Source organism: Brevundimonas sp., assembly GCF_004210735.1.
Lineage (GTDB): Bacteria > Pseudomonadota > Alphaproteobacteria > Caulobacterales > Caulobacteraceae > Brevundimonas.
In genome coordinates this window covers 1-19889 of record NZ_SDZL01000050.1, presented here as the reverse complement: position 1 = coordinate 19889, position 19889 = coordinate 1, and the positions used below count along the sequence as shown (strand labels likewise).

16 protein-coding genes and 1 other RNA gene are annotated in these 19889 nt (G+C 70.1%); 13 read left to right on the top strand and 4 right to left on the bottom strand.

The window, feature by feature from the left end:
• The 12 genes from rnpB to EON91_RS11195 form a co-directional block, all read left to right on the top strand.
• An RNA gene (gene rnpB / locus EON91_RS11250) (RNase P RNA component class A) lies at positions 1-385 on the top strand; the annotation flags it as partial.
• Between the two features lie 274 nt (positions 386-659).
• Positions 660-1130 carry a division/cell wall cluster transcriptional repressor MraZ gene (locus EON91_RS11245; protein WP_292094721.1) on the top strand — a complete coding sequence of 157 codons (471 nt, stop codon included), beginning with the start codon at positions 660-662 and terminating at the stop codon, positions 1128-1130.
• Complete coding sequence (rsmH, locus tag EON91_RS11240) at positions 1127-2080, top strand: 16S rRNA (cytosine(1402)-N(4))-methyltransferase RsmH (RefSeq protein ID WP_292094718.1); 954 nt, start codon at positions 1127-1129, stop codon at positions 2078-2080. Before EON91_RS11245 ends, rsmH begins: the two co-directional genes overlap by 4 nt.
• A complete protein-coding gene (locus EON91_RS11235) occupies positions 2077-2520 on the top strand; it encodes a cell division protein (RefSeq protein WP_292094716.1) in 444 nt (147 codons plus the stop codon). Before rsmH ends, EON91_RS11235 begins: the two co-directional genes overlap by 4 nt.
• A 59-nt stretch (positions 2521-2579) precedes the next feature.
• A complete protein-coding gene (locus EON91_RS11230; protein ID WP_292094725.1) occupies positions 2580-4301 on the top strand; it encodes a penicillin-binding protein 2 in 1722 nt (573 codons plus the stop codon).
• Positions 4298-5752, top strand: coding sequence for a UDP-N-acetylmuramoyl-L-alanyl-D-glutamate--2,6-diaminopimelate ligase (locus tag EON91_RS11225; protein WP_292094715.1), 1455 nt, complete (start codon positions 4298-4300; stop codon positions 5750-5752). The genes EON91_RS11230 and EON91_RS11225 overlap by 4 nt, the downstream gene beginning before the upstream one ends.
• Entirely contained in the window at positions 5745-7199 is a 1455-nt protein-coding gene (gene murF, locus EON91_RS11220; protein WP_292094712.1) for a UDP-N-acetylmuramoyl-tripeptide--D-alanyl-D-alanine ligase, read from the top strand. The genes EON91_RS11225 and murF overlap by 8 nt, the downstream gene beginning before the upstream one ends.
• Positions 7199-8308 (top strand): phospho-N-acetylmuramoyl-pentapeptide-transferase, encoded by a 1110-nt coding sequence (gene mraY / locus EON91_RS11215; RefSeq protein ID WP_292094710.1) that lies wholly within the window; start codon positions 7199-7201, stop codon positions 8306-8308. Before murF ends, mraY begins: the two co-directional genes overlap by 1 nt.
• A 4-nt stretch (positions 8309-8312) precedes the next feature.
• Positions 8313-9830 (top strand): UDP-N-acetylmuramoyl-L-alanine--D-glutamate ligase, encoded by a 1518-nt coding sequence (gene murD / locus EON91_RS11210; protein ID WP_292094708.1) that lies wholly within the window; start codon positions 8313-8315, stop codon positions 9828-9830.
• Complete coding sequence (gene ftsW, locus EON91_RS11205; protein WP_292094705.1) at positions 9827-11005, top strand: putative lipid II flippase FtsW; 1179 nt, start codon at positions 9827-9829, stop codon at positions 11003-11005. The genes murD and ftsW overlap by 4 nt, the downstream gene beginning before the upstream one ends.
• Positions 11006-11013: 8 nt before the next feature.
• Entirely contained in the window at positions 11014-12105 is a 1092-nt protein-coding gene (gene murG / locus EON91_RS11200; protein WP_292094702.1) for an undecaprenyldiphospho-muramoylpentapeptide beta-N-acetylglucosaminyltransferase, read from the top strand.
• 46 nt (positions 12106-12151) lie between these two features.
• Positions 12152-13264, top strand: a complete 1113-nt coding sequence (locus tag EON91_RS11195; RefSeq protein WP_292094700.1) for a mechanosensitive ion channel family protein — start codon at positions 12152-12154, stop codon at positions 13262-13264.
• Here EON91_RS11195 and EON91_RS11190 read toward each other — a convergent pair.
• The gene (locus tag EON91_RS11190) at positions 13234-13713 is read right to left on the bottom strand and encodes a hypothetical protein (protein WP_292094698.1); all 480 of its coding nucleotides are present in this window, start codon (positions 13711-13713) and stop codon (positions 13234-13236) included. The genes EON91_RS11195 and EON91_RS11190 overlap by 31 nt on opposite strands.
• A 51-nt stretch (positions 13714-13764) precedes the next feature.
• Here EON91_RS11190 and EON91_RS11185 point away from each other — a divergent pair, with 51 nt between their 5' ends.
• Positions 13765-14502, top strand: coding sequence for a WecB/TagA/CpsF family glycosyltransferase (locus tag EON91_RS11185; protein ID WP_292094697.1), 738 nt, complete (start codon positions 13765-13767; stop codon positions 14500-14502).
• A 466-nt stretch (positions 14503-14968) separates the two neighbouring features.
• Here the strand turns inward: EON91_RS11185 and smc are convergent, their stop codons facing one another.
• Genes smc through EON91_RS11170 form a run of 3 tightly spaced genes read right to left on the bottom strand, consistent with a single transcriptional unit; the run spans position 14969 to position 19669 of the window.
• The gene (gene smc, locus EON91_RS11180; protein ID WP_292094694.1) at positions 14969-18406 is read right to left on the bottom strand and encodes a chromosome segregation protein SMC; all 3438 of its coding nucleotides are present in this window, start codon (positions 18404-18406) and stop codon (positions 14969-14971) included.
• Positions 18407-18419: 13 nt separating this feature from the next.
• Positions 18420-19025, bottom strand: a complete 606-nt coding sequence (locus EON91_RS11175; protein ID WP_292094691.1) for a thioredoxin domain-containing protein — start codon at positions 19023-19025, stop codon at positions 18420-18422.
• Between the two features lie 5 nt (positions 19026-19030).
• Entirely contained in the window at positions 19031-19669 is a 639-nt protein-coding gene (locus EON91_RS11170; RefSeq protein WP_292094689.1) for a DsbA family protein, read from the bottom strand.
• Positions 19670-19889 lie beyond the last annotated feature (220 nt).

Below are 19889 nucleotides of genomic sequence, written 5' to 3'. Positions count from 1 at the left end.
CGGCCGGGCGGTCGCGGCGGGGCTTGCTCCGTCGAGGAAAGTCCGGGCTCCACGGTGAAAAGGCGGCGGGTAACGCCCGCCCGGGGTGACCCGAGGGATAGCGCCACAGAAAGCAAACCACCGGTTCTTCGGGGCCGGTAAGGGTGAAAGGGTGGGGTAAGAGCCCACCGCGTCGGCGGCAACGTCGACGGCATGGCAAGCCCCGCCTGGAGCAAGACCGAATAGGGACGTCGCGCGGGTTCGCTCGCAGGGTTCACCGCCCGGGACGTCCGGGTAGGTCGCGAGAACCGTCCAGCAATGGGCGGTCCAGAGGAATGATCGTCACTGCCCCCATGCTTCGGTATCGGGGGCGGAACAGAACCCGGCTTACAGGCCGTCTGGTGTTTCTCTCTTTTAGTTGAGCCTACCGGCCCGTTAACGCCTTGAGCGGAAAGGGGGCGGTAAAGCAGTCCACAGCCTGTTTATACTTTACATGTTCTTTGTATGTTCTGGTTTATGGGTCTTTTTCGCGTCTCATTTGGTTAAAGATCGTCAACTAGTCCCATTGAGACCCATTTGATCCCATGCTATCCCAATGCCTCATGACGTGAGGCTGAGGCCCATTGTGGGCGTTTCAACGGGATTCAGGGGGCGGGCCGCAGGGTTCGTTTGGGCGGGGCGTGTTTCTCTCGACCTATGAGAAACAATTGGACGGCAAGCGCCGCCTGCTGATCCCTCAGGAATTCCGCACGGCCGAAAACGGCGCAGAGCACGGCGTCTTCTGCTTCCCCTCCATCGAAGCCGATTGCCTGGAGGCGGGCGGCGACAAGCTGTTCGCCGAATATCGCGCGGTGATCGAAAGCCTGCCGTTCGGCGATCCCTATCGCTCCGCGCTGGAGGCCTCGATCTTCGGCGAGCAAAAGCCGCTGGCCTATGACTCCGGCGGTCGCATCACCCTGCCGGAACATCTGTGCGCCGAGGTCGATCTGTCGGACACGGTCGTCATCTATGGCGTGGGTGAGCGCTTCCAGATCTGGAACAAGGACCGCTGGGCGACCCACCGCGCCGAGCAGCGCCGCATGGCGCGCGAGGGCCTGAAACAATTTGGCGAGATGCGCCGTGCGGCCCAGAGGCCCGGGAGCGCCGCATGACGCCCCCGCACGCGCCCGTCCTGCTGGCGGAAGTTCTCGAGGCGCTGAAACCCGGACCGGGCGACATCATCATCGACGCCACCTTCGGCGCTGGCGGCTATACCCGTGCCATCCTGCAAACCGGAGCCCAAGTCGTCGCCCTGGACCGCGACCCGACGGTCCAGCCGCACGCCGACGCGGTCGCCGCCGACTTCCCCGGTCAGTTCCAACTGGTCCGCACCCCCTTTTCGGGCCTGGCCGAGGCGTTCGCGCAGACAGGCAAGCCGCTTCTGGACGGCGTGGTCTTCGACATCGGCGTGTCGTCGATGCAACTGGATCAGGCCGAGCGCGGCTTCTCCTTCATGCGCGACGGGCCGCTGGACATGCGGATGAGCGATGAGGGCGTCACCGCCGCCGACATCGTCAACACCTGGGATCACGGGCCGATGGCCCATATCTTCAAGCTGTATGGCGACGAGCGTCAGTCGGGACGGGTCGCCACCGCCATCCTGCGTCGCCGGGTTGAGCAGCCGTTCACCCGCACCCTGGATCTGGCCGAAGTGGTCGAAAAGGCGCTGGGCGGCCGTCGTGGCGCGCCGATCCATCCGGCCACCCGCGTGTTTCAGGCGCTGCGCATCGCTGTCAACGACGAACTGGGCGAACTGGCGCGCGGGCTGGAGGCGGCCGAGGCGACCTTGGCCCCCGGCGGACGCCTGGTCGTCGTCACCTTCCATTCGCTGGAAGATCGCATCGTCAAGGCGTTCCTGACCGAACGGACGGGCAATGCGCCCGGCGGTTCGCGCCATGCCCCGGTCGCGGTCGAGACGCGCAAGCCCAGCTTCGACCTGATGTTCAAGGGCGCGCGCGAGGCGGGCGAGGCCGAACTGGCCGCCAACCCGCGCGCCCGCTCGGCCAAGCTGCGCGCGGCGATCCGCACCGAGGCTCCGGCCTGGGGAAGGGTCGCGGCATGACGGCGGTGGTCCACAGCCTGCAGCGCCTGTTCGACTGGAAGGTCCGGGGCGTGCGCTGGGTCGAGATCGTCGGCGTCCTGCTGGTCGCCGTCATGGTCTTCTCGGTCTATCTGGCCAAGGCGGACGCGGCGCGTGTGGGCGGCCGCATCGCTGATCTGGAGCGCCAGATTTCGGACAACGGCCAGCGGGTCCGCCTGCTGCGCGCCGAAGCCGCGCGGCTGGAGCAGCCGGGTCGGCTGGAGGCTCTGTCGCGTCAGGCCGGGCTGGGCCCTGTCGATGTGCGTCGCCAGACGACCGAGGACTATCTGCCGACCATCGCGCCGGCGCCGGATCCCCGGCCGGTGATCGTCGCGCCGACCGCTGCCGCCGCTGATGCGGCGGTGACGACCCCTGTGTCCGCGCCGGTTTCGGCGCCGAGTTCGTTGGAGGCGCCGCAATGAGCGTCCATGACGATCCGCGCTTCTATCGGCCCGCGCCCGGCCCGTCGCTGTCGGGGCGGATGGCGCCCTTCTGGCGCTGGCTGGCCGAGCGGGTGTGGGGCATCGAGCATGCGTTCGAGCGGGCCCGCGCCGACGCCCGACCGGAAGAGGACACGCGCGTCCGCATCTTCCTGATCCTGGCGCTGTTTTCGGTGGTGTTCGGCTGTCTGACGCTGGGTGCGGCCCATGCGGCGCTGATGGGTCCCAAGACCGGCGGCCGGGTCGGCGTGCATGGCGGCGACCTGACGCGGGCGGACATCGTCGACCGCAACGGCCTGCTGCTGGCCGCCAACATCACCCACTATGGCCTCTACATCGACCCGCGCGAGGTCTGGGACCGCCGCGCCGCCTTCACCCAGCTGCGCCGCGCCTTGCCGCGCATTCCGGCCAAGCGCCTGAACAAGGTGCTGGGCGGCGAGCGCCGCCTGATCGTGCTTCCGGGGCTGACGCCCAGCGAAAAGGCCGCCGTGCATGCGCTGGCCCTGGGCGGCGTGTCGTTCGAGCCCGAGGATCGCCGCGTCTATCCGCTGGGCGCCTCGGCCGTGCATCTGATCGGCGCCGCCGACACGGGCGGGCAGGGCGTCTCGGGCGCTGAACTGGCCTTTGACCAGGAAATCCGCGCCGCCGCTGCTGCGGGCGAGCCGTTCCAGCTGTCGATCGACCTGCGCGTTCAGGGCGTGCTGGAGAACGAACTGGCCGCCGCCGCCCTCGAGAACGGGGCCAAGGGCGCCGTCGGCGTCGTCACCGACGTTCAAACCGGCGAGGTCCTGGGCATGGCCAGTTGGCCGACCTTCGACCCGAACAATCGCGGGGCGGCGCCGGACGGCGCGACCCTGAACCGGGTCACCTCGGCCCACTATGAAATGGGCTCGGTGTTCAAGACCTTCACCGTCGCGGCGGGCCTGGACACTGGCCGGGCCGACATGAACACCTTGTTCGACGCCTCCGAGGCCTTCCAGATCGGCAACCGCCGGATCAAGGACTTCCACGCCACCAACAAGGTGCTGACGCTGGAAGAGGTCTATCTGCACTCCTCGAACATCGGCACGTCACGGCTGGCCGTCGAAATGGGCGGCGACGTGATGCGCGACTATTTCAAGCGTCTGGGTCTGCTGGACGCTGCGCCGATCGAACTGAAGGAATCGGCGCGTCCGTCGCGGGTACGCCGCTGGGATGACTCGACCCTGGCCTCGCTGTCATTCGGCTATGGCATCATGGTCACCCCGGCCCAGGCGGTCGCCGCTTACGGGGCCCTGACCAACGGCGGCTATTATGTGCCGCTGACGCTGCGCAAGGGCGGCCTGCCCGCGGGCGCCGATCGCCGCCGTGTGGTGTCGGAAGAAACCTCACTGGCCATGCTGGACCTGATGCGCCGCAACGTCGTGCGCGGTTCGGGCGGCCGGGCCGATGCGTCGGGCCTGCGGGTCGGGGGCAAGACGGGCTCGGCCAACAAGCTGGTCAACGGCCGCTATGACCCAACCCATGCCGTCGGCTCGTTCGCCGCTGTCTTCCCTTCTGACGGCCCGGTCACGGCCAAGCGCTACGCCGTCTTCATCCTGATGGATGAGCCTGGTCACTATCCGCGCACCGGCGGCTTTGTCGCCGCGCCTGCCGTGGGCCGCATCGCCGACCGCATCGCCGGTTTCCTGGGCGTCGCGCGTCGCGCCGACCCCTATCGCACCGCCCTGGGCGAGAAGATCCCGGCCTATGCTGATGTCCAGGGCGACGGAGCGGGCCGATGAGCGCGGTTCGCCTGTCCGACCTGCTGCACCGCGACGTCGCCGCCGATCCGGTCATCACCGGCGTGACCTCGGACAGCCGCAAGGTCGCGCCCGGCAGCCTGTTCGTGGCTCTGCCCGGCACGGTCGCAGACGGACGCGCCTTCATCCCCCAGGCCCTGGCCAAGGGCGCGGCGGCGGTGCTGGCGCCGGCGGATACGGCGTCGGATGCGGCGCCCCTGCTGGTCAAGGCGGGCGATGTGCGCCGGGCCTATGCGCTGGCGGCGCGCGGCTTCTATGGCGCGCAACCCCGCACCTGCGTTGCGGTGACCGGCACCAACGGCAAGACATCCGTCGCCACCTTCTGTCGCGAGATCTGGGCCGCCCTGGGCGTCACGGCGGCCAGCATGGGCACGGTTGGCGTCGTGGCCCAGTCGGGGTCCGACGTCGCCGCCCTGACCGGCCCCGGCCTGACCAGCCCCGACCCGGCCGAAACCGCCCGCCTGCTGGCCGAACTGGCCAGCCGGGGCGTGACCCATCTGGCGCTCGAGGCGTCGTCGCACGGCATCGACCAGCGTCGTCTGGACGGGGTGTCGCTGAAGGCTGCGGCCTTCACCAACCTGAGTCAGGACCATCTCGATTATCACGGCACGATGGCGGACTATCGCGCGGCCAAGCTGCGCCTGTTCGACACCCTGCTGGCGCGCGGCCGCACGGCGGTTCTGAACGCGGATTCCGAGGATTATTCCCCCTTTGCCGCCTCCAGCATCATGGCCGGGCTGAACGTCATGGGCGTGGGCGAACGGGGGCGCGACCTGACGCTGGTCGGCCGACGCGCCGTGCCCGAAGGCCAGCGCCTGACCATCGACGTGCGCGGCCAGACGCACGAGGTTCTGCTGCCGCTGGCCGGCGTCTTCCAGGCGTCGAACGCCTTGGTCGCCGCCGGCCTGTGCATTGCGGCGGGCGAGGCGCCGGACCGCGTTCTGGCGGCGCTGGAGCGGCTGACCGGCGCGCCGGGCCGTCTGCAGCGCGTCCATGCGGACCGGGGCGGCGAGGTCTATGTCGATTACGCCCACACGCCCGACGGGCTGGAGACGGTGCTGAAGGCGCTGCGTCCCCACGCGACCGGCCGCCTGATCGTCGTCTTCGGCGCCGGTGGCGACCGCGACCGCGCCAAGCGTCCCCTGATGGGCGAGATCGCCGGCCGCCTGGCCGATGTGGCCATCGTCACCGACGACAACCCCCGCTCGGAAGAGCCCGCCGCCATCCGCGCCCAGGTCCGCGCCGGATGCCCCGATGCGCTGGAGATCGGCGACCGCCGCGAGGCCATCCGCCACGCCGTGTCGATAATGCGCGACGGGGATGTGGTGGTGATCGCCGGAAAAGGGCATGAACAGGGTCAGATCGTCGGCGGCGTGACTCACCCCTTCGACGACGTCACCGAAGCGACCGAGGCCCTTCGCGCCCATGCCTGAGACCCTTCCGCCCGGCCCGGCGCCGCTGTGGACCGCCCCCGAGATCGCCCTAGCCGTCAATGGCCGCATCGAGGGCGCGGGTTTCTTCGCCCGGGGCGTCACCTTCAACAGCCGGGAAGTCGAGCCCGGCGACCTGTTCGTGGCGCTGAAAGGCGCGCGCGACGGGCATGAGTTCGTGGCGCAGGCCTTCGCCGCTGGGGCCGTCGGCGCGCTGGTCGAGCGGCCGATGGACGGCGGCCCCTGCGTCGTGGTCGCCGATACGCTGAGGGCGCTTGAAGCGCTGGGCGCGCGCGCGCGCGATCGCGCACCGCACGTCCGGCGCGGCGCCGTCACCGGCTCGGTGGGCAAGACCAGCGTGACCCAGGCGATCAAGGCGGGGCTCGATCTGGCCGGACCGGCCCATGCTTCGGTCAAGAGTTTCAACAACCATATCGGCGTGCCGCTGACCCTGGCGCGGATGCCCGCGACGGTCGAACGCGCCGTGTTCGAGATCGGCATGAACGCGCCGGGCGAGATCGGCCCGCTGAGCCGCATGGTCCAGCCGCACGCCGCCTGCGTCACCACGGTCGGCCCGGTGCATATCGAGGGCTTCTCCGACGGCGAGACCGGCGTGGCGCGTGAAAAAGCCGCCATCTTTGAGGGACTCGGCCCCGGCGGTGTGGCGGTCATCAATGGCGACAACCCTTGGGCCGATCAGATGCGCCAGGCGGCGCTGCATGTCGGCGCGCGCGTGGTCGCCTTCGGCTCGTCGGACGAGCATGACGCCCGGCTGCTGGACTTCACGCCTGGCCCCGATGGCGCGCGGGTCGAGGCCGAGCTGTTCGGCCACCGCCACGTCTTCACCCTGAAGCAGAGCGGGTTCCACTGGGGGCTGAACAGCCTGTGCGTGCTGCTGATGCTGGATGCGCTGGACGTGCCGGTCGAGGTGGGAATGCAGGCCCTGGCCGAGTTCCAGCCGCTGGCGGGGCGGGGCCAGACTCGGTCGGTGCGCCTGCCCGGCGGCGCCTTCACCCTGATCGACGAAAGCTACAACGCCAATCCGCTGTCGATGCGGGCGGGCTTCCAGAGCCTGGGCGCCAGGGCGGTGCCGGCGGGCGGGCGGCGCATCGTCGTCCTGACCGACATGCTGGAGCTGGGCGACCAGTCGCGCGCCCTGCACGAAGGGCTGGCGCCGCTGCTGGAGGCCGCGACCATCGACGTGGTCCACACCGCCGGGCCGCAGATGAAATTCCTGCACGACGCCCTGCCGCCCGAACGGCGCGGCCTGTGGCGCGCGACCGCCGTCGAACTGGCCGAGGCCGTGGACGATCTGGTCGGGTCGGGCGACGTGGTCATGGTCAAGGGATCGAACGGCTCGCGCGCGGGGCTGGTCGCCTCGGCCCTGGCCGACATGGAACGCCGACATGAGGCCGGACTGACCGGCGCCGAGGGCACGGGACGCGGCTGATGATCTATCTGCTCTACCTCTATTACGCCGACATTGCGCAGGATTACCCGCTGCTGAACCTGGTCCAGTACCAGACCGTGCGGGTGGCGCTGGCGCTGGCGACGGCGATGATCGTTGCCGTGGCCATGGGCAGCCGCTTCATCAACTGGATCCGCACCAAACAGGGCCGGGGGCAGCCCATCCGCGAGGACGGCCCCGTGACCCACCTGTCCAAGGTCGGCACGCCGACCATGGGCGGGCTGATGATCCTGGCCGGGATCGCGGTGGCGGTGTTCCTGTGGGGCGACCTGACCAATCCGTATATCTGGATCGTCTCGGGCGTGACGGCGGCATTCGGCGTGCTGGGCTTCATCGACGACTACGCCAAGGTGACCAAACAGACCTCGGCCGGGCTGACCTCGAAACAGAAGCTGCTGGCCCAGACCGTCGTGTCGGTGATCGCGGGCGTGCTGACCGTTCTGTGGATGACCTATTCGCCGACCTCGCCGGGGCTGGAGACGTCGATCGCCTTCCCCTTCTTCAAGGCGGTGCTGCTGAACATCGGCTGGTTCTATGTGGTGTTCGCGGCCTTCACGATCGTGGGCTTTTCGAACGCCGTGAACCTGACGGACGGGCTGGACGGCCTGGCCATCGTGCCGGTCATGCTGGCGGCGGGCGCGTTCGGGATCATCAGCTATCTGGTCGGCAATTTCGTCTTTGCGGAATACCTTCAGGTCCACCATGTGCCCGGCTCGGGCGAACTGGCGATCTTCTGCGCGGCCATCATCGGCGGGGGGGTGGGCTTCCTCTGGTACAACGCCCCGCCGGCCAAGATCTTCATGGGCGACACCGGCTCGCTGGCCCTGGGCGGCGCCCTGGGCGCCATCGCCGTGGCGACCAAGCACGAACTGGTGCTCGGCATCGTCGGCGGTCTGTTCGTGGTCGAGGCCGCCTCGGTCATGATCCAGGTCGCCTATTTCAAGGCCACGGGGAAACGCATCTTCCTGATGGCGCCGATCCACCACCATTTCGAGAAGATGGGTTGGCCGGAATCGACCGTGGTGATCCGCTTCTGGATCGTCGCGGGGATGCTGGCCCTGATCGGCCTGTCCACGCTCAAGCTGCGCTGACCCCATGATCCCGGTCCCCGGATTCGAAGGGCGACGCATCGCGGTCTTCGGCCTGGGACGGTCGGGGATCACGGCCGCGCGCGCGCTTCAGGCCGGCGGCGCCTTGCCCGTCTTGTGGGATGACGGCGTCTCGGGCCGGATGCAGGCCGAGGCCGAGGGTTTTGTGGTCGAGGACCTGACCCGCGCCGACTGGTCCGGGTTCGCCGCCCTGGTGCTGTCGCCCGGCGCGCCGCTGACCCATCCCAAACCGCACTGGACGGTCGAGAAGGCGCACGAGGCGGGCGTGCCCGTCATCGGTGATGTGGAGTTGTTCGCCCGCGCCATAGCCGCCATGCCCGACGGCGAACGCCCGCGCGTCGTCGCCATCACCGGCACCAACGGCAAGTCCACGACCACGGCCCTGATCGGCTGGGTGCTGAAACAGGCGGGGCTGACGGTCCATGTCGGCGGCAACATCGGAATCGGCGTTCTGGCACTGCCCGCGCCCAGCCCGGATGCGGTCTATGTGATCGAGGTGTCCAGCTATCAGCTGGACCTGACGACGACGTTCGCGCCGGATGTCGCCATCCTGACCAACATCACCCCCGACCATCTGGACCGCCACGGCGGCATGGGCGGCTATGTGGCGGCCAAGACCCGCCTGTTCCAGGCGCAGGGCGCGGACGCGCTGGCCGTCGTCGGCGTTGACGAGGCTTGGGGGCAAGGGATCGCCGATGCTCTTGCGGCCGAGGGGCGGCGTGTCTGCACGGTCGCCACCCGTCCTTCTGCCCTTGCGGGAGAAGGTGGCTTGCGGAGCAAGACGGATGAGGGGTCTCGCGGCCTTTCCGCATCTGCGCGGTTTGAGGGCGGCGCCACCCCTCATCCGAGCCCTTCGGGCCCACCTTCTCCCGCAAGGGGAGAAGGATATGAGGCCTCGCCCGGCCTGCTGACCGCTGGCGGCGCCGTTATCGCCGACCTTTCCGCGGCCCGCTCTCTCCCCGGACGGCATAACGCCCAGAACGCGGCCTTCGCCTATGCCGCCGCGCGGGCGCTGGGCGTGTCGCATCAGGCGGCGGTGGATGGGCTGATGACCTTCCCCGGCCTGGCGCATCGGATGGAGGCGGTGGGGCGGCTGGGCGCCGTGCGCTTCATCAACGATTCCAAGGGCACGAACGCCGACGCCGCGCGGCAGGCGCTGGGCTCCTATCCGCGCGTGTTCTGGATCGCAGGCGGGCGGGCCAAGGAAGGCGGGATCGATAGCCTGGCCGACCTGTTTCCCCATGTGGCCCAAGCCTATCTGATCGGCGAGGCGGCGGAAGACTTCGCCCGTGCCCTGGGCGACACGCCGCATGAGATCTGCGGCGACATGGAGACGGCGGTCGCCGCCGCCGCCCGCGACGCGGCGGCCGAGGGCGGCGCGCAGGTGGTGCTGCTGAGCCCGGCCTGCGCCAGCTTCGACCAGTATCCGGACTTTGAGGCGCGGGGCGAAGCGTTCCGCGCCGCCGTGCTGCATCTGGGCGCCGCGACCGAGGCTGCGGCATGAGTCAGAGCTTCACCCACCCCTTTTCCCGCAACGACCAGAGCGCCGTCGCCCAGTGGTTCTGGACGGTGGATCGCGGCCTGCTGGGCGCGGCCCTGACGCTGATGGCGCTGGGCGTGGCCCTGTCCTTCGCCTCCAGCCCGGCGGCGATCCTGGCCGATGAGTCGATCAGTGATCCCTTCCACTATGCCTGGCGGATGATGGTGTTCACGGCCGGTGGGGCAGGGGCCATGCTGGTCTCCTCACTGCTGTCGCCGCGCGGGGTCAAGCGGATCGCCGTGCTGGCCCTGATGTGCGCCATCGTCGTGATGGCGGCCCTGCCGTTCATCGGCGACACCGTGAAGGGGGCGGCCCGCTGGATCAATCTGGGCCCGTTCAGCCTGCAACCGTCAGAGTTCGCAAAGCCCGGCCTGATCGTCTTCGCCGCCTGGATGTTCGCCGAGGCCCAGAAGGGCGAGGGCGTGCCCGGCGTGACCATCGCCTTCGGCTTCTACGCCCTGACGGTCGGGCTGCTGCTGATCCAGCCGGACATCGGCCAGACCCTGCTGATCACCACTACCTTCATCGCCGTCTTCTTTATGGCCGGGGTGCCGTTCAAATGGATGGCGGTGATCGCCAGCCTGGGCATGGGCGGGCTGGTGTCGCTGTACTTCATGTTCGGCCACATGCGCGACCGCCTCAGCCGCTTCCTGTCGCCCGAGACGACCGACACCCACCAGATCGACCGGGCGTCCGAGGCGATCCGCGCCGGTGGCCTGGTCGGGCGCGGCGTGGGCGAGGGGGTGATGAAGCGGCACGTGCCCGATCTGCACACCGACTTCATCTACTCGGTCGGCGCCGAGGAGTTCGGCCTGGTGCTGAGCCTGATCCTGATCGGCCTGTACGCCTTCATCGTCATTCGCGGCATGAAGCGGGCGATGAAGTTGAACGACAGCTTCGAACAGACGGCGGCGGCGGGCCTGTTCATGCTGATCGGGCTGCAGGCCTGCATCAATGTGGCGGTGAACCTGAACCTGATCCCGACCAAGGGGATGACGCTGCCTTTCATCAGCTATGGCGGCTCGTCCATGCTGGCGATGGGCCTGACCATGGGGTTCGCCCTGGCCCTGACCCGTCGGCGGCCGGGCGCCTATGAGCCCGGCTCGAACATCGTCCTGCGCCGTCGCCTGCTGCCCTAGAGGTTTCCATGACCCGCTCGAAAGTCTGCGTCGTCGCCGCCGGAGGGACCGGTGGCCATATGTTCCCGGCCGAGGCGCTGGCGCGGGAACTGGCGTCGCGCGGCTGGCGGATCGTGCTGGCGACGGACCGGCGCGGTGAACAGTACGCCCACGCTTTTCCGGTCGAGGAGCGGCTGGAACTGGACGCCGCTACCGGCGCCGGCCCTGTCGGCCTGCTGAAAGCCGGTCTGGCGATCATGAAGGGCGTGAGACAGGCGCGGTCGGCCTTTACCCGACTGGACGCCAAGGTGGTGGTGGGTTTTGGCGGCTACCCCTCGGCGCCCGCCCTGCTGGCGGCGCTCAGCCAGAAGCGGCCGGTGCTGATCCATGAACAGAACGCGGTGCTGGGCCGCACCAACCGGATGCTGGCGCCGCACGCGCGGGTCGTGGCCTCGGCCTTTCCGACCCTGGGCCGGGCCTCGGCGGACGTCGGGCGCAGGGCGCAGGTCGTGGGCAATCCGGTGCGCCCGGATATTCGCACCCTGTTCGACCGGGCCTATGCGGCGCCCGTGGGCGACGGGCCTATCCGCGTGTTGGTGACCGGGGGCAGCCAGGGCGCGCGCATCCTGTCGGAGACGACGCCCCGCGCGCTGGCGGCCCTGCCGGAGGCCATCCGGCGTCGGCTGAAGGTTCAGCAGCAGTCGCGGCCAGAGACCTTGGACGCCGCCCGCCAGATCTATCTGGAGGCGGGGATAGAGGCCGAGGTGGCGCCCTTCTTCCGCGACATGGCGCAGCGTCTGTCGGCGGCGCATCTGGTGATCGGCCGGGCGGGGGCCTCGACCTGTTCGGAACTGGCGGTGGCGGCCCTGCCGTCGGTGCTCATCCCGCTGAAGATCGCCATGGACGACCACCAGACCCTGAACGCCAAAGCCCTGTCGGATGGCGGCGCAGCCGAGGTGATCCGCGAGGACGACCTGACGGTGGACGGCCTGACCTCCGCGCTGGCAGGCGTGCTTGGCGATCCGGCGCGACTGGCGGTCATGTCGGCGGCGGCGCGGTCGGTCGCCATCCCCGACGCCGCGGCGCGGCTGGCCGATCTGGTCGAGGCGAACGCGGCCTAAGCGTCGCAGGCCGGATCAACAGGCGGCGGCGCGCGTTATCGCCGCCATGCCCGACTTCCTGAGAGACATCGCCCGAGAGGTCGCCGAACTGTGGGCGCGGTTCGGCTGGCTGCCGGAATGGGCGGTGATCGCCCTGGTGCTGCTGGTTTTCGTCGGCGGCGGCTGGCTGACGCACAAGCTGGTGTTCGGCCTGCTGCGACGGGTGGTCAGGAGCCGCGACGTCTTCTGGCGCGGCGTGGTCGAGCGGGCGCGGTTGAAGCTGCGGGTGCTGACGATCCTGATCGCGATCGGCATCGGCGTGACCGTGTCGCCCATGGACCCCGAGCCGTCGGCCCAGGTGCGGTCGGTGCTGCTGTTCCTGTTCATCCTGACTACGGGCTGGCTGGTGTCCGGGGTCATGGACATGTGGACCGTGATGCACCTGCGGCGGTTCAACGTGGCGGTGGAGGACAATCTGGTCGCGCGCAAGCACCTGACGCAGGCGCGCATCCTGCAGAAGGTGGCGCGGGTGGTCGTGGCCTTCGTCACCCTGGGGCTGGCGCTGATGACGGTGGCGGGGTTCCGGCAGTGGGGTGTCAGCCTGCTGGCCTCGGCCGGGGTGGTGGGCATCATCGCGGGCCTGGCGCTGCAGCCGGTGCTGACGAACATGCTGGCCGGCATCCAGATCGCCCTGACCCAGCCCATCCGCATCGACGACGCCCTGATCGTCGAGGGCGAGTGGGGCAACGTCGAGGAGATCACCTCGACCTATGTGGTGGTCAAGCTGTGGGACTGGCGGCGGATGGTGCTGCCCCTGAGCTATTTCATCACCACCCCCTTCCAGAACTGGACGCGGGAGACGGCGCGGCTGATCGGTTCGGCCTTCTTCTATGTGGACTATGAGGCGCCGGTGGAGCGGTTGAGGGAGGCGTTCGAGCGGATCGTGCGGGCCTCGCCACACTGGGACGGGGACGTGCAGGTGCTGCAGGTCACGGACATCACCGAGCGGGTGATGCAGGTGCGGTGCCTGGCCAGCGCGCGGTCGGCGCCGGTGGCGTTCGACCTGCGTTGCGAGATCCGCGAGAAGATGATGGCCTTCATGCGGGATGAATGCCCAGAGGCCCTGCCCCGGGATCGTCTGGAATGGCCTCAGTCCGAGGCGCCGGTCAGCCGGGCGTGACCCAGGCGGACGGCGTCGTCGATAGTGGTGGCGTCGGCGGCCGGGTGGTCGGCGGCGGCGCAGGCCACGGCGGCCAGTTCGGCGGCGTCCCCGCCTGGCGCGATGGCGTAGGGCGGGGCCGGGTCGGGCGTGGCGGGGCCTTCCTGGCCGCCGGCCTTGACCGAGGCGAAGTCCAGCCGGTCGGCGGTCTGGGCCGCGCAGTCGAACCGCCACCACGACCAGCCGCCCCAATAGACCTGATCGCCCACGGCGAAGCCGGGCTCTGACACCTGAAACGCCCGCATGCGGACGCCCTTGCCGTCGGGCGTGACCGAGGCGGCGTCAGCGAAGACGGCGAAACGGCCGACCCCGGTCAGGATCAGGCTGTGGTCGTGAGTGCGTTCTTGGGCCAAGGCGGGCGAGGCGAGGGTCAGAAGGCCGCAGGCGGCGACGATGGAACGCTGAATCATTAACCCTGTCCGACAACCCGGCCTTGAGAGGCGCGAGGGTAAAGCAGGCGCATGGATCAGGCGAGCGCCACGGACTTCATGACGTTGAACTTCCGCAACGGCGCGCCGGGCGCGTTGCGGGGCGAGGTCGCGGCCATGGCGCGCGGGCCGTACGGCTATGTGGTGACGCCAAACGTGGATCATATGGTGCGGCTGCTGGGCGGACGGGTGGACGAGGCGGTGTATCGCGGGGCGGCGCTGATGGTGTGCGACAGCCGGATTTTGGCAGGGCTGGCGCGGCTGAAGGGCAAGCGGCTGTCGGTCTATCCGGGGTCGGACCTGACGGCGGACCTGCTGGCGGCGCCGCAGGGGTTGCGGTTCGGCCTGTTCGGGCCCGACGAGGCGGCGACGGCGGACCTGATCGCGCGCTTTCCCGACGTGGCCTTCACCTTCATTCCCGCGCCGATGATGGCGCCGGGCTCGGCCGAGTGGGACCGGGCAGTGGCGCAGGCGGCGACGGCGGACTGGGACGTGCTGCTGGTCTGTATCTCCTTTCCCAAGCAGGAACAGTTCGCCCATGCGCTGAAGGCGGCGGGGCGGCGAACCGGCGTGGCCCTGTGCGTCGGGGCGTCGGTGGATTTTCTGACGGGGCGGCAGAGTCGGGCGCCGAGGGTGTTCCAGACCCTGGGCATCGAATGGCTGTATCGGCTGGCGTCCCAGCCCCGACGGATGTTCCGGCGCTATGTCATCGAGGGTCCGGCGATTTTCGGCTGGTTCCTGAGGCTGGAGGCGTTCGGCGGTCGGGCCTGAAAAACAGGGTCTGAATAGTCTGAAAGGTCTGAAATCCGGTGTGGGCGATGGGGCCGGGCTCCGGAAAAAGACAGTCTGAATAGTCTGAAAGGTCTGAAATCGGCCTTCACACCCGTCATCCTCGGGCTTGACCCGAGGATCGGACCCTCCGTCTGCGCGACGGTGGGCAGGTCGAGCCCGAGAACCGCTCGATCCTCGGGTCAAGCCCGAGGATGACGGGGGTAGGGGGCCGGGAAAACAAGGTCTGAAAGTTCTGAAAGGTCTGAAAGGTCTGAAATGGGGGCGCTGAGGGGATTATAGCCGACCTGCCGGCGCGCGAATGAGGGGCGGAAAAGGGCTGTGGAAACAGGGACTGATGACAGGCGGGGTCGGCTCGGTTCGGCGCCTGGTTTGCCCTGCCGCCCCCACCCGGCTTCGCCCGATGGGCTCAGCCCCCTCCCCGGGACGGGGAGGGAGAGCGTCGGTGTTACGCCACCAGCTTTTCGGCCTGGGTCAGGTCGACGCTGACCAGTTGCGAGACGCCGCGTTCGGGCATGGTGACGCCGTAGAGGCGATCCATGCGGCTCATGGTCACCGGATTGTGGGTGATGACGATGAAGCGGGTGTCGGTGCGGTTCCGCATTTCGTCCAGCATGCGGCAGAAGCGGTCGACGTTGGCGTCGTCCAGCGGGGCGTCGACCTCGTCCAGCACACACACCGGGGCCGGGTTGGCCAGGAAGACGCCGAAGATCAGGGCGGCGGCCGTCAGGGCCTGTTCGCCGCCGCTCATCAGGCTCATCACCGACAGACGCTTGCCGGGCGGGCAGGCGTAGATCTCCAGGCCGGCCTCCAGCGGATCGTCGCTCTCGACCAGTTTCAGCTCGGCCTGGCCGCCGCCGAACAGGGCCTCGAACAGGGTCTTGAAATTCTCGTTGATGACGTCGAAGGCGGCGATCAGGCGCTCGCGCCCTTCGGCGTTCAGTTCGTCGATGCCGTCGCGCAGCTTGGCGATCGCCTGGGTCAGGTCGATGCGCTCGGACTTCATGCTGTTCAGGCGGTCGCCGTATTCCGTCGCCTCGTCCTCGGCGCGCAGATTGACGGCGCCCAGGGCCTCGCGCTCGCGCTCCAGTCCGGCCAGCAGGCTTTCGGCGCCGGCGGTGTCGGGCGGGCGGGCGATGGCGTCGTCGATCAGCTTTTGCCCCAGTTCTTCCGGCGACATCTGGGCGGTGTCGCGCAGCAGGGTGTCGGCGTCGGTCAGGCGTTCGACGGCGGCCTCGGCGCGGGCGGCCAGGCCGGCGCGGGCCTCGCGCGCCTGACTGGCCGCGCTTTCGGCGGCGCGACCGGCGCGGTCGGCCTCGGTCGCGGCGGTTTCGGCGACGGACAGGGCGTCGGCGGCGGCGCGGCGGCGGCCCTCGGCGGCCGTCAGCGCGTCCAGCAGCTTGCCGCGCTGCTCGGCGAACCCCTCGGGCGCGGTTTCGGCCTGTTTCAGCAGGGCAGCGGTCTTGTCCGCGTCCTTGGTCAGGGCGGTGACGCGGGCGGCGCTGTCCTTTGAACGGGTCGCCCAGCCGTCGCGTTCGCGGGTCAGGCCGTCGTGGCGTTGCTGGCGACCGGCGCGTTCTCTAGCCTCGGCGTCGCGGTCGGCGCGGGCGGCGGCGGCGGCCAGGCGGGCCGTGTCGGCGGCGGCGCGGGCGGCGGTCATTTCCTCGCGCAGGGCGGCCAAGGTTTCGGACGGCGCCTCCACGCCCTGAGCCGCGTCGTGGGCGGCCTGGGCCTCGGCGACCTCGGCCTCCAGCCGGGCGACGGTCTCGTCCAGCGACTGGGCGCGGGCCTCGCGTCGGGCCTGATCGCGGCCGAGGCTCTCGACGCGGTCGCGGGCGGCGGTCACGGCCTTGTCGGCGGCGAAGGGTTGTTGGCGGGCCGTCTTGACCGCCTCTTCGGCCGCCCGGAAGGCGTCGGTCGCCGCTTTGAGCGAGGACTGGGCCGCTTCGAGGGCGGGTTTGCCGGTGTCGATCTCGGCTTCCAGTTCGGTCAGGCGGGTGCGCTGGGCCAGGCGGACGGCGGCGGGGCGCGGCGCCTCGGCGCGCTGGACGAAGCCGTCCCAGCGCATCAGGTCGCCCTCGAGGGTCACCAGACGGGCGCCGACCGGCAGGCCGGACGCCAGCTTGGCCAGATCAGGGCGGGCGACGACGCCGCACCACGACAGGCGGGCGCGCAACTGGTCCGGCGCCTGGACGTGGGCGATCAGCGGTTCGACCCCGGCGGGCCAGGTCGGCGGCGGCGCCTCGGCCCCGGCCCAGTGGGCGGCGGCGGCCGTATCCAGCGCGGCGTCCAGATCGTCGCCCAGGGCGGCGGCCAGGGCGGCCTCATACCCCTTGTCGGCGCTGACCCGATCCAGCGCCGGGGCGTGGTCGCGCTTGCCCGAGACCAGCAGCTGGGCCAGGCCGCGCGCCTCGGTCTGGAGACGACCCAGACGGTCCTCGGCGGCGCGGGCCGCCTGACGGGCGTCCTGTTCGGCGCGGGCCAGGTCGCCGCGTTTGGTCTCGGCGGCCTCGACCGCCTCGCGCGCGGCGGTCAGGGCGGACTGCGCCGCATCCAGCGCGGTGCGGGCGTCGGCCAGTTCGGGCGTTTCCAGCGGGCCCAGGGCCTCGCGCTCACGCTTCGCCTGTTCGAACTGGCCGGTGACGCGGGCCAGCCGGGCCTCGGCGTCGCGCTTGCGGGCGGTTTCGGCGTGAACGCGGGCCTCGACGGCGGCCAGGGCGCCGGCGACGCGCTCGACCTCGGCGTCGGCGGCGCGGCGGGCGTCTTCGGCGGCGTCGAGCGCACGATCCAGTTCGGGACCGCGTTCGGGGGCGGCGGCGATCTCGGCGGCCAGAGCGCCCAGGGCGGCGTCGATGCGCTCCAGTTCGGCGGCGGCGTCGGCGGCCATGCCCTGTTCGCGTTCGATGTCGGCGGTCAGGCGGGCGGCTTCGGCTTCCAGGCGGTCAACCTCGGCGCGGGCGGCCTGTTCGGCCATGTCGAGGCGGTCGCGCTCCAGCGTGGCGCGATGCAGCAGGGCACCGGCGACGGCGTCTTCTTCCCGCGCGGGCTTGAGCCCCTCCTGCGCCTTCAGCGCCTCGGTCTGGGCGCGGGAGGCTGCCACTGTGGCTTCGGCCACGGCGCGGTCGGCCTCGGCCAGTTCGGCCTGGGCGGCCTGGGCGGCCAGTTTGGCGTCGTTCCAGCGGACATAGACCAGCGCCGCCTGCAGGGCGCGGATCTCGGCCGAGATCTTCTTGTACTTCTCGGCCTGACGAGCCTCGCGTTTCAGGCGATTCAGCGAGGATTCCAGCTCGCGGCCGATGTCGTCCAGCCGCTCCAGATTGGTTTCGGCGGCGCGCAGGCGCAGCTCGGCCTCGTGCCGGCGGGTGTGCAGGCCGGCGACGCCGCCCGCCTCTTCCAGGATGCGGCGACGGTTCTGGGGCTTGGCCGCGATCAGTTCGCTGATCTGGCCCTGACGGACCAGGGCAGGCGAGTTAGCGCCGGTCGAGGCGTCAGCGAACAGCAACTGGACGTCGCGGGCGCGGACCTCCTTGCCGTTGATGCGATAGGTCGAGCCCTGACCCCGGTCGATGCGGCGCGACACCTCCAGCATCGGCGCGTCGGTGAAGGGTTGGGGCGCGCGGCGCTGGGCGTTGTCGATGGTCAGCTGGACTTCGGCGTGGCTGCGCGGGGGACGGCCCGAGGCGCCGGCGAAGATGACGTCGTCCATGCCCTGGCCGCGCATGGCCTTGGCCGAGTTGGCCCCCATGACCCAGCGCAGGCTTTCCAGCACGTTCGACTTGCCGCAGCCGTTGGGGCCGACGATGCCGGTCAGGCCGGGCTCGATGTGAAACTCGGACGCGTCGACGAAGGATTTGAAGCCGACGAGCCTGAGCCGCTGGAACTGCATGGGCGCGGGGCCGTCAGCGGCCGCCCAGCAGCGGCGTGATGGCCGAGGTCAGGCCGCCGAACGAGCGGTCGGCGACCAAGCGGCCGTTGACGAAGAAGCTGGGCGTGTGGGTGGCCCCGGCGGTCCGCGCGCTGGCGATGTCGGCGTCGATGGCGGCGCGGGTGGCGGGGTCGTTGACGCAGGCGTCGATCTGGGCCCGGGTGCGGCCCGAGGCGGCGATGGCCGGGGCGTACCAGTCGTCATAGGTCCCGCCGTGCAGGACGGCGTTCTGGCCCTTCATCAGGGCCGAGGCGACGTCGAAGAACCGCTCGGGCGCGGCGCAGCGGGCCAGGGCGGCGCCGGTGATCGACGTCTGGGCCGGGGCCGTGGGCAGGTTGCGGAAGACGAAGCGGACCTGGCCGGTGTCGACGAAGCGCGCCTTGAACAGCGGCCAGACCATCTCGTGCCAGTCGGCGCAGGCGGGACAGGCGAAGGAGGCGTATTCGACCACCGTCACCGGCGCGTCGGCGCGGCCGATGGAGCGGTCGGCCGAAGTGACGGGCGGCAGGCCATCAGCCAGGGCCGCCGGCGCCCACGACAGGAGCGCCAGCGCCGCCAGCAGAGCGCGAACCGCCCGCATCGGGGTCACTTCTTGGCCAGCTCGGCGTCGATGGCTTCCGACAGGCCCGAGAGCGAGCTGTCGATCACCTTCGTGCCGTTGACGAGGAATGTCGGGGTGCCGCTGACGCCGGCGTCGAGGCCGGCCTTGATGCGGGCCTCCATCGCCTTGATGGCGTCCTCGTCGCGGACGCAGGCCTCGAACTGCTGCTGGTTCAGGCCGGCGGCGTTGGCGACGCGGATCAGGGTGTCGCGCGGATTGGCGCCGGCGACCCATTCTTTCTGGCTGGCCATGATCTGGTGGATTACGTCGAAATATTTGTCCTCGCCGGCGCAACGGGCGATCAGGAAGCCGGCGACGGCCACGTCCTGGGGCGGGGTCGGGAACTCGCGGAAGACGTAGCGGACCTTGTTGTTGTCCACGTATTTCGTCTTGAATTCAGGCCAGACCTCATCGTTCCAGACGGCGCAGTGGCCGCAGGTGACCGAGGCGTATTCCACGACCGTGACCTTGGCTCCCTCGGCGGCGCCCAGAGCCATGTCGCCCTCGGCCGCGCCGCCCTTGGCGCCCGAGCAGCCGGCGACGGCGGCCATGGCGGTCAGGGCCGCGGCGGTCAGGGCCGCACGGCGGCTCATGGAAGCGTAACGGAATTTGGCGGCTCGCATGGGGTCGTCCTTGGCGAAATGTGACCGTTGAGGATGACGCGATTCCCTGAACCGCGCCCGCCCGACCCTTTTCGAGAACAGGTGCGGCGAAGGTTTGTCAACGTCGGCGTTGATCGCCCTGTGTCAGAACCGCGCGGCCCAGCTTCTTCAGGGCGGCCTTCAGCGCGTCGGGGGCGGCCTCGACGCGCTGAAGGCCGCCCTGAAGAAGCTGGGCCGCGCG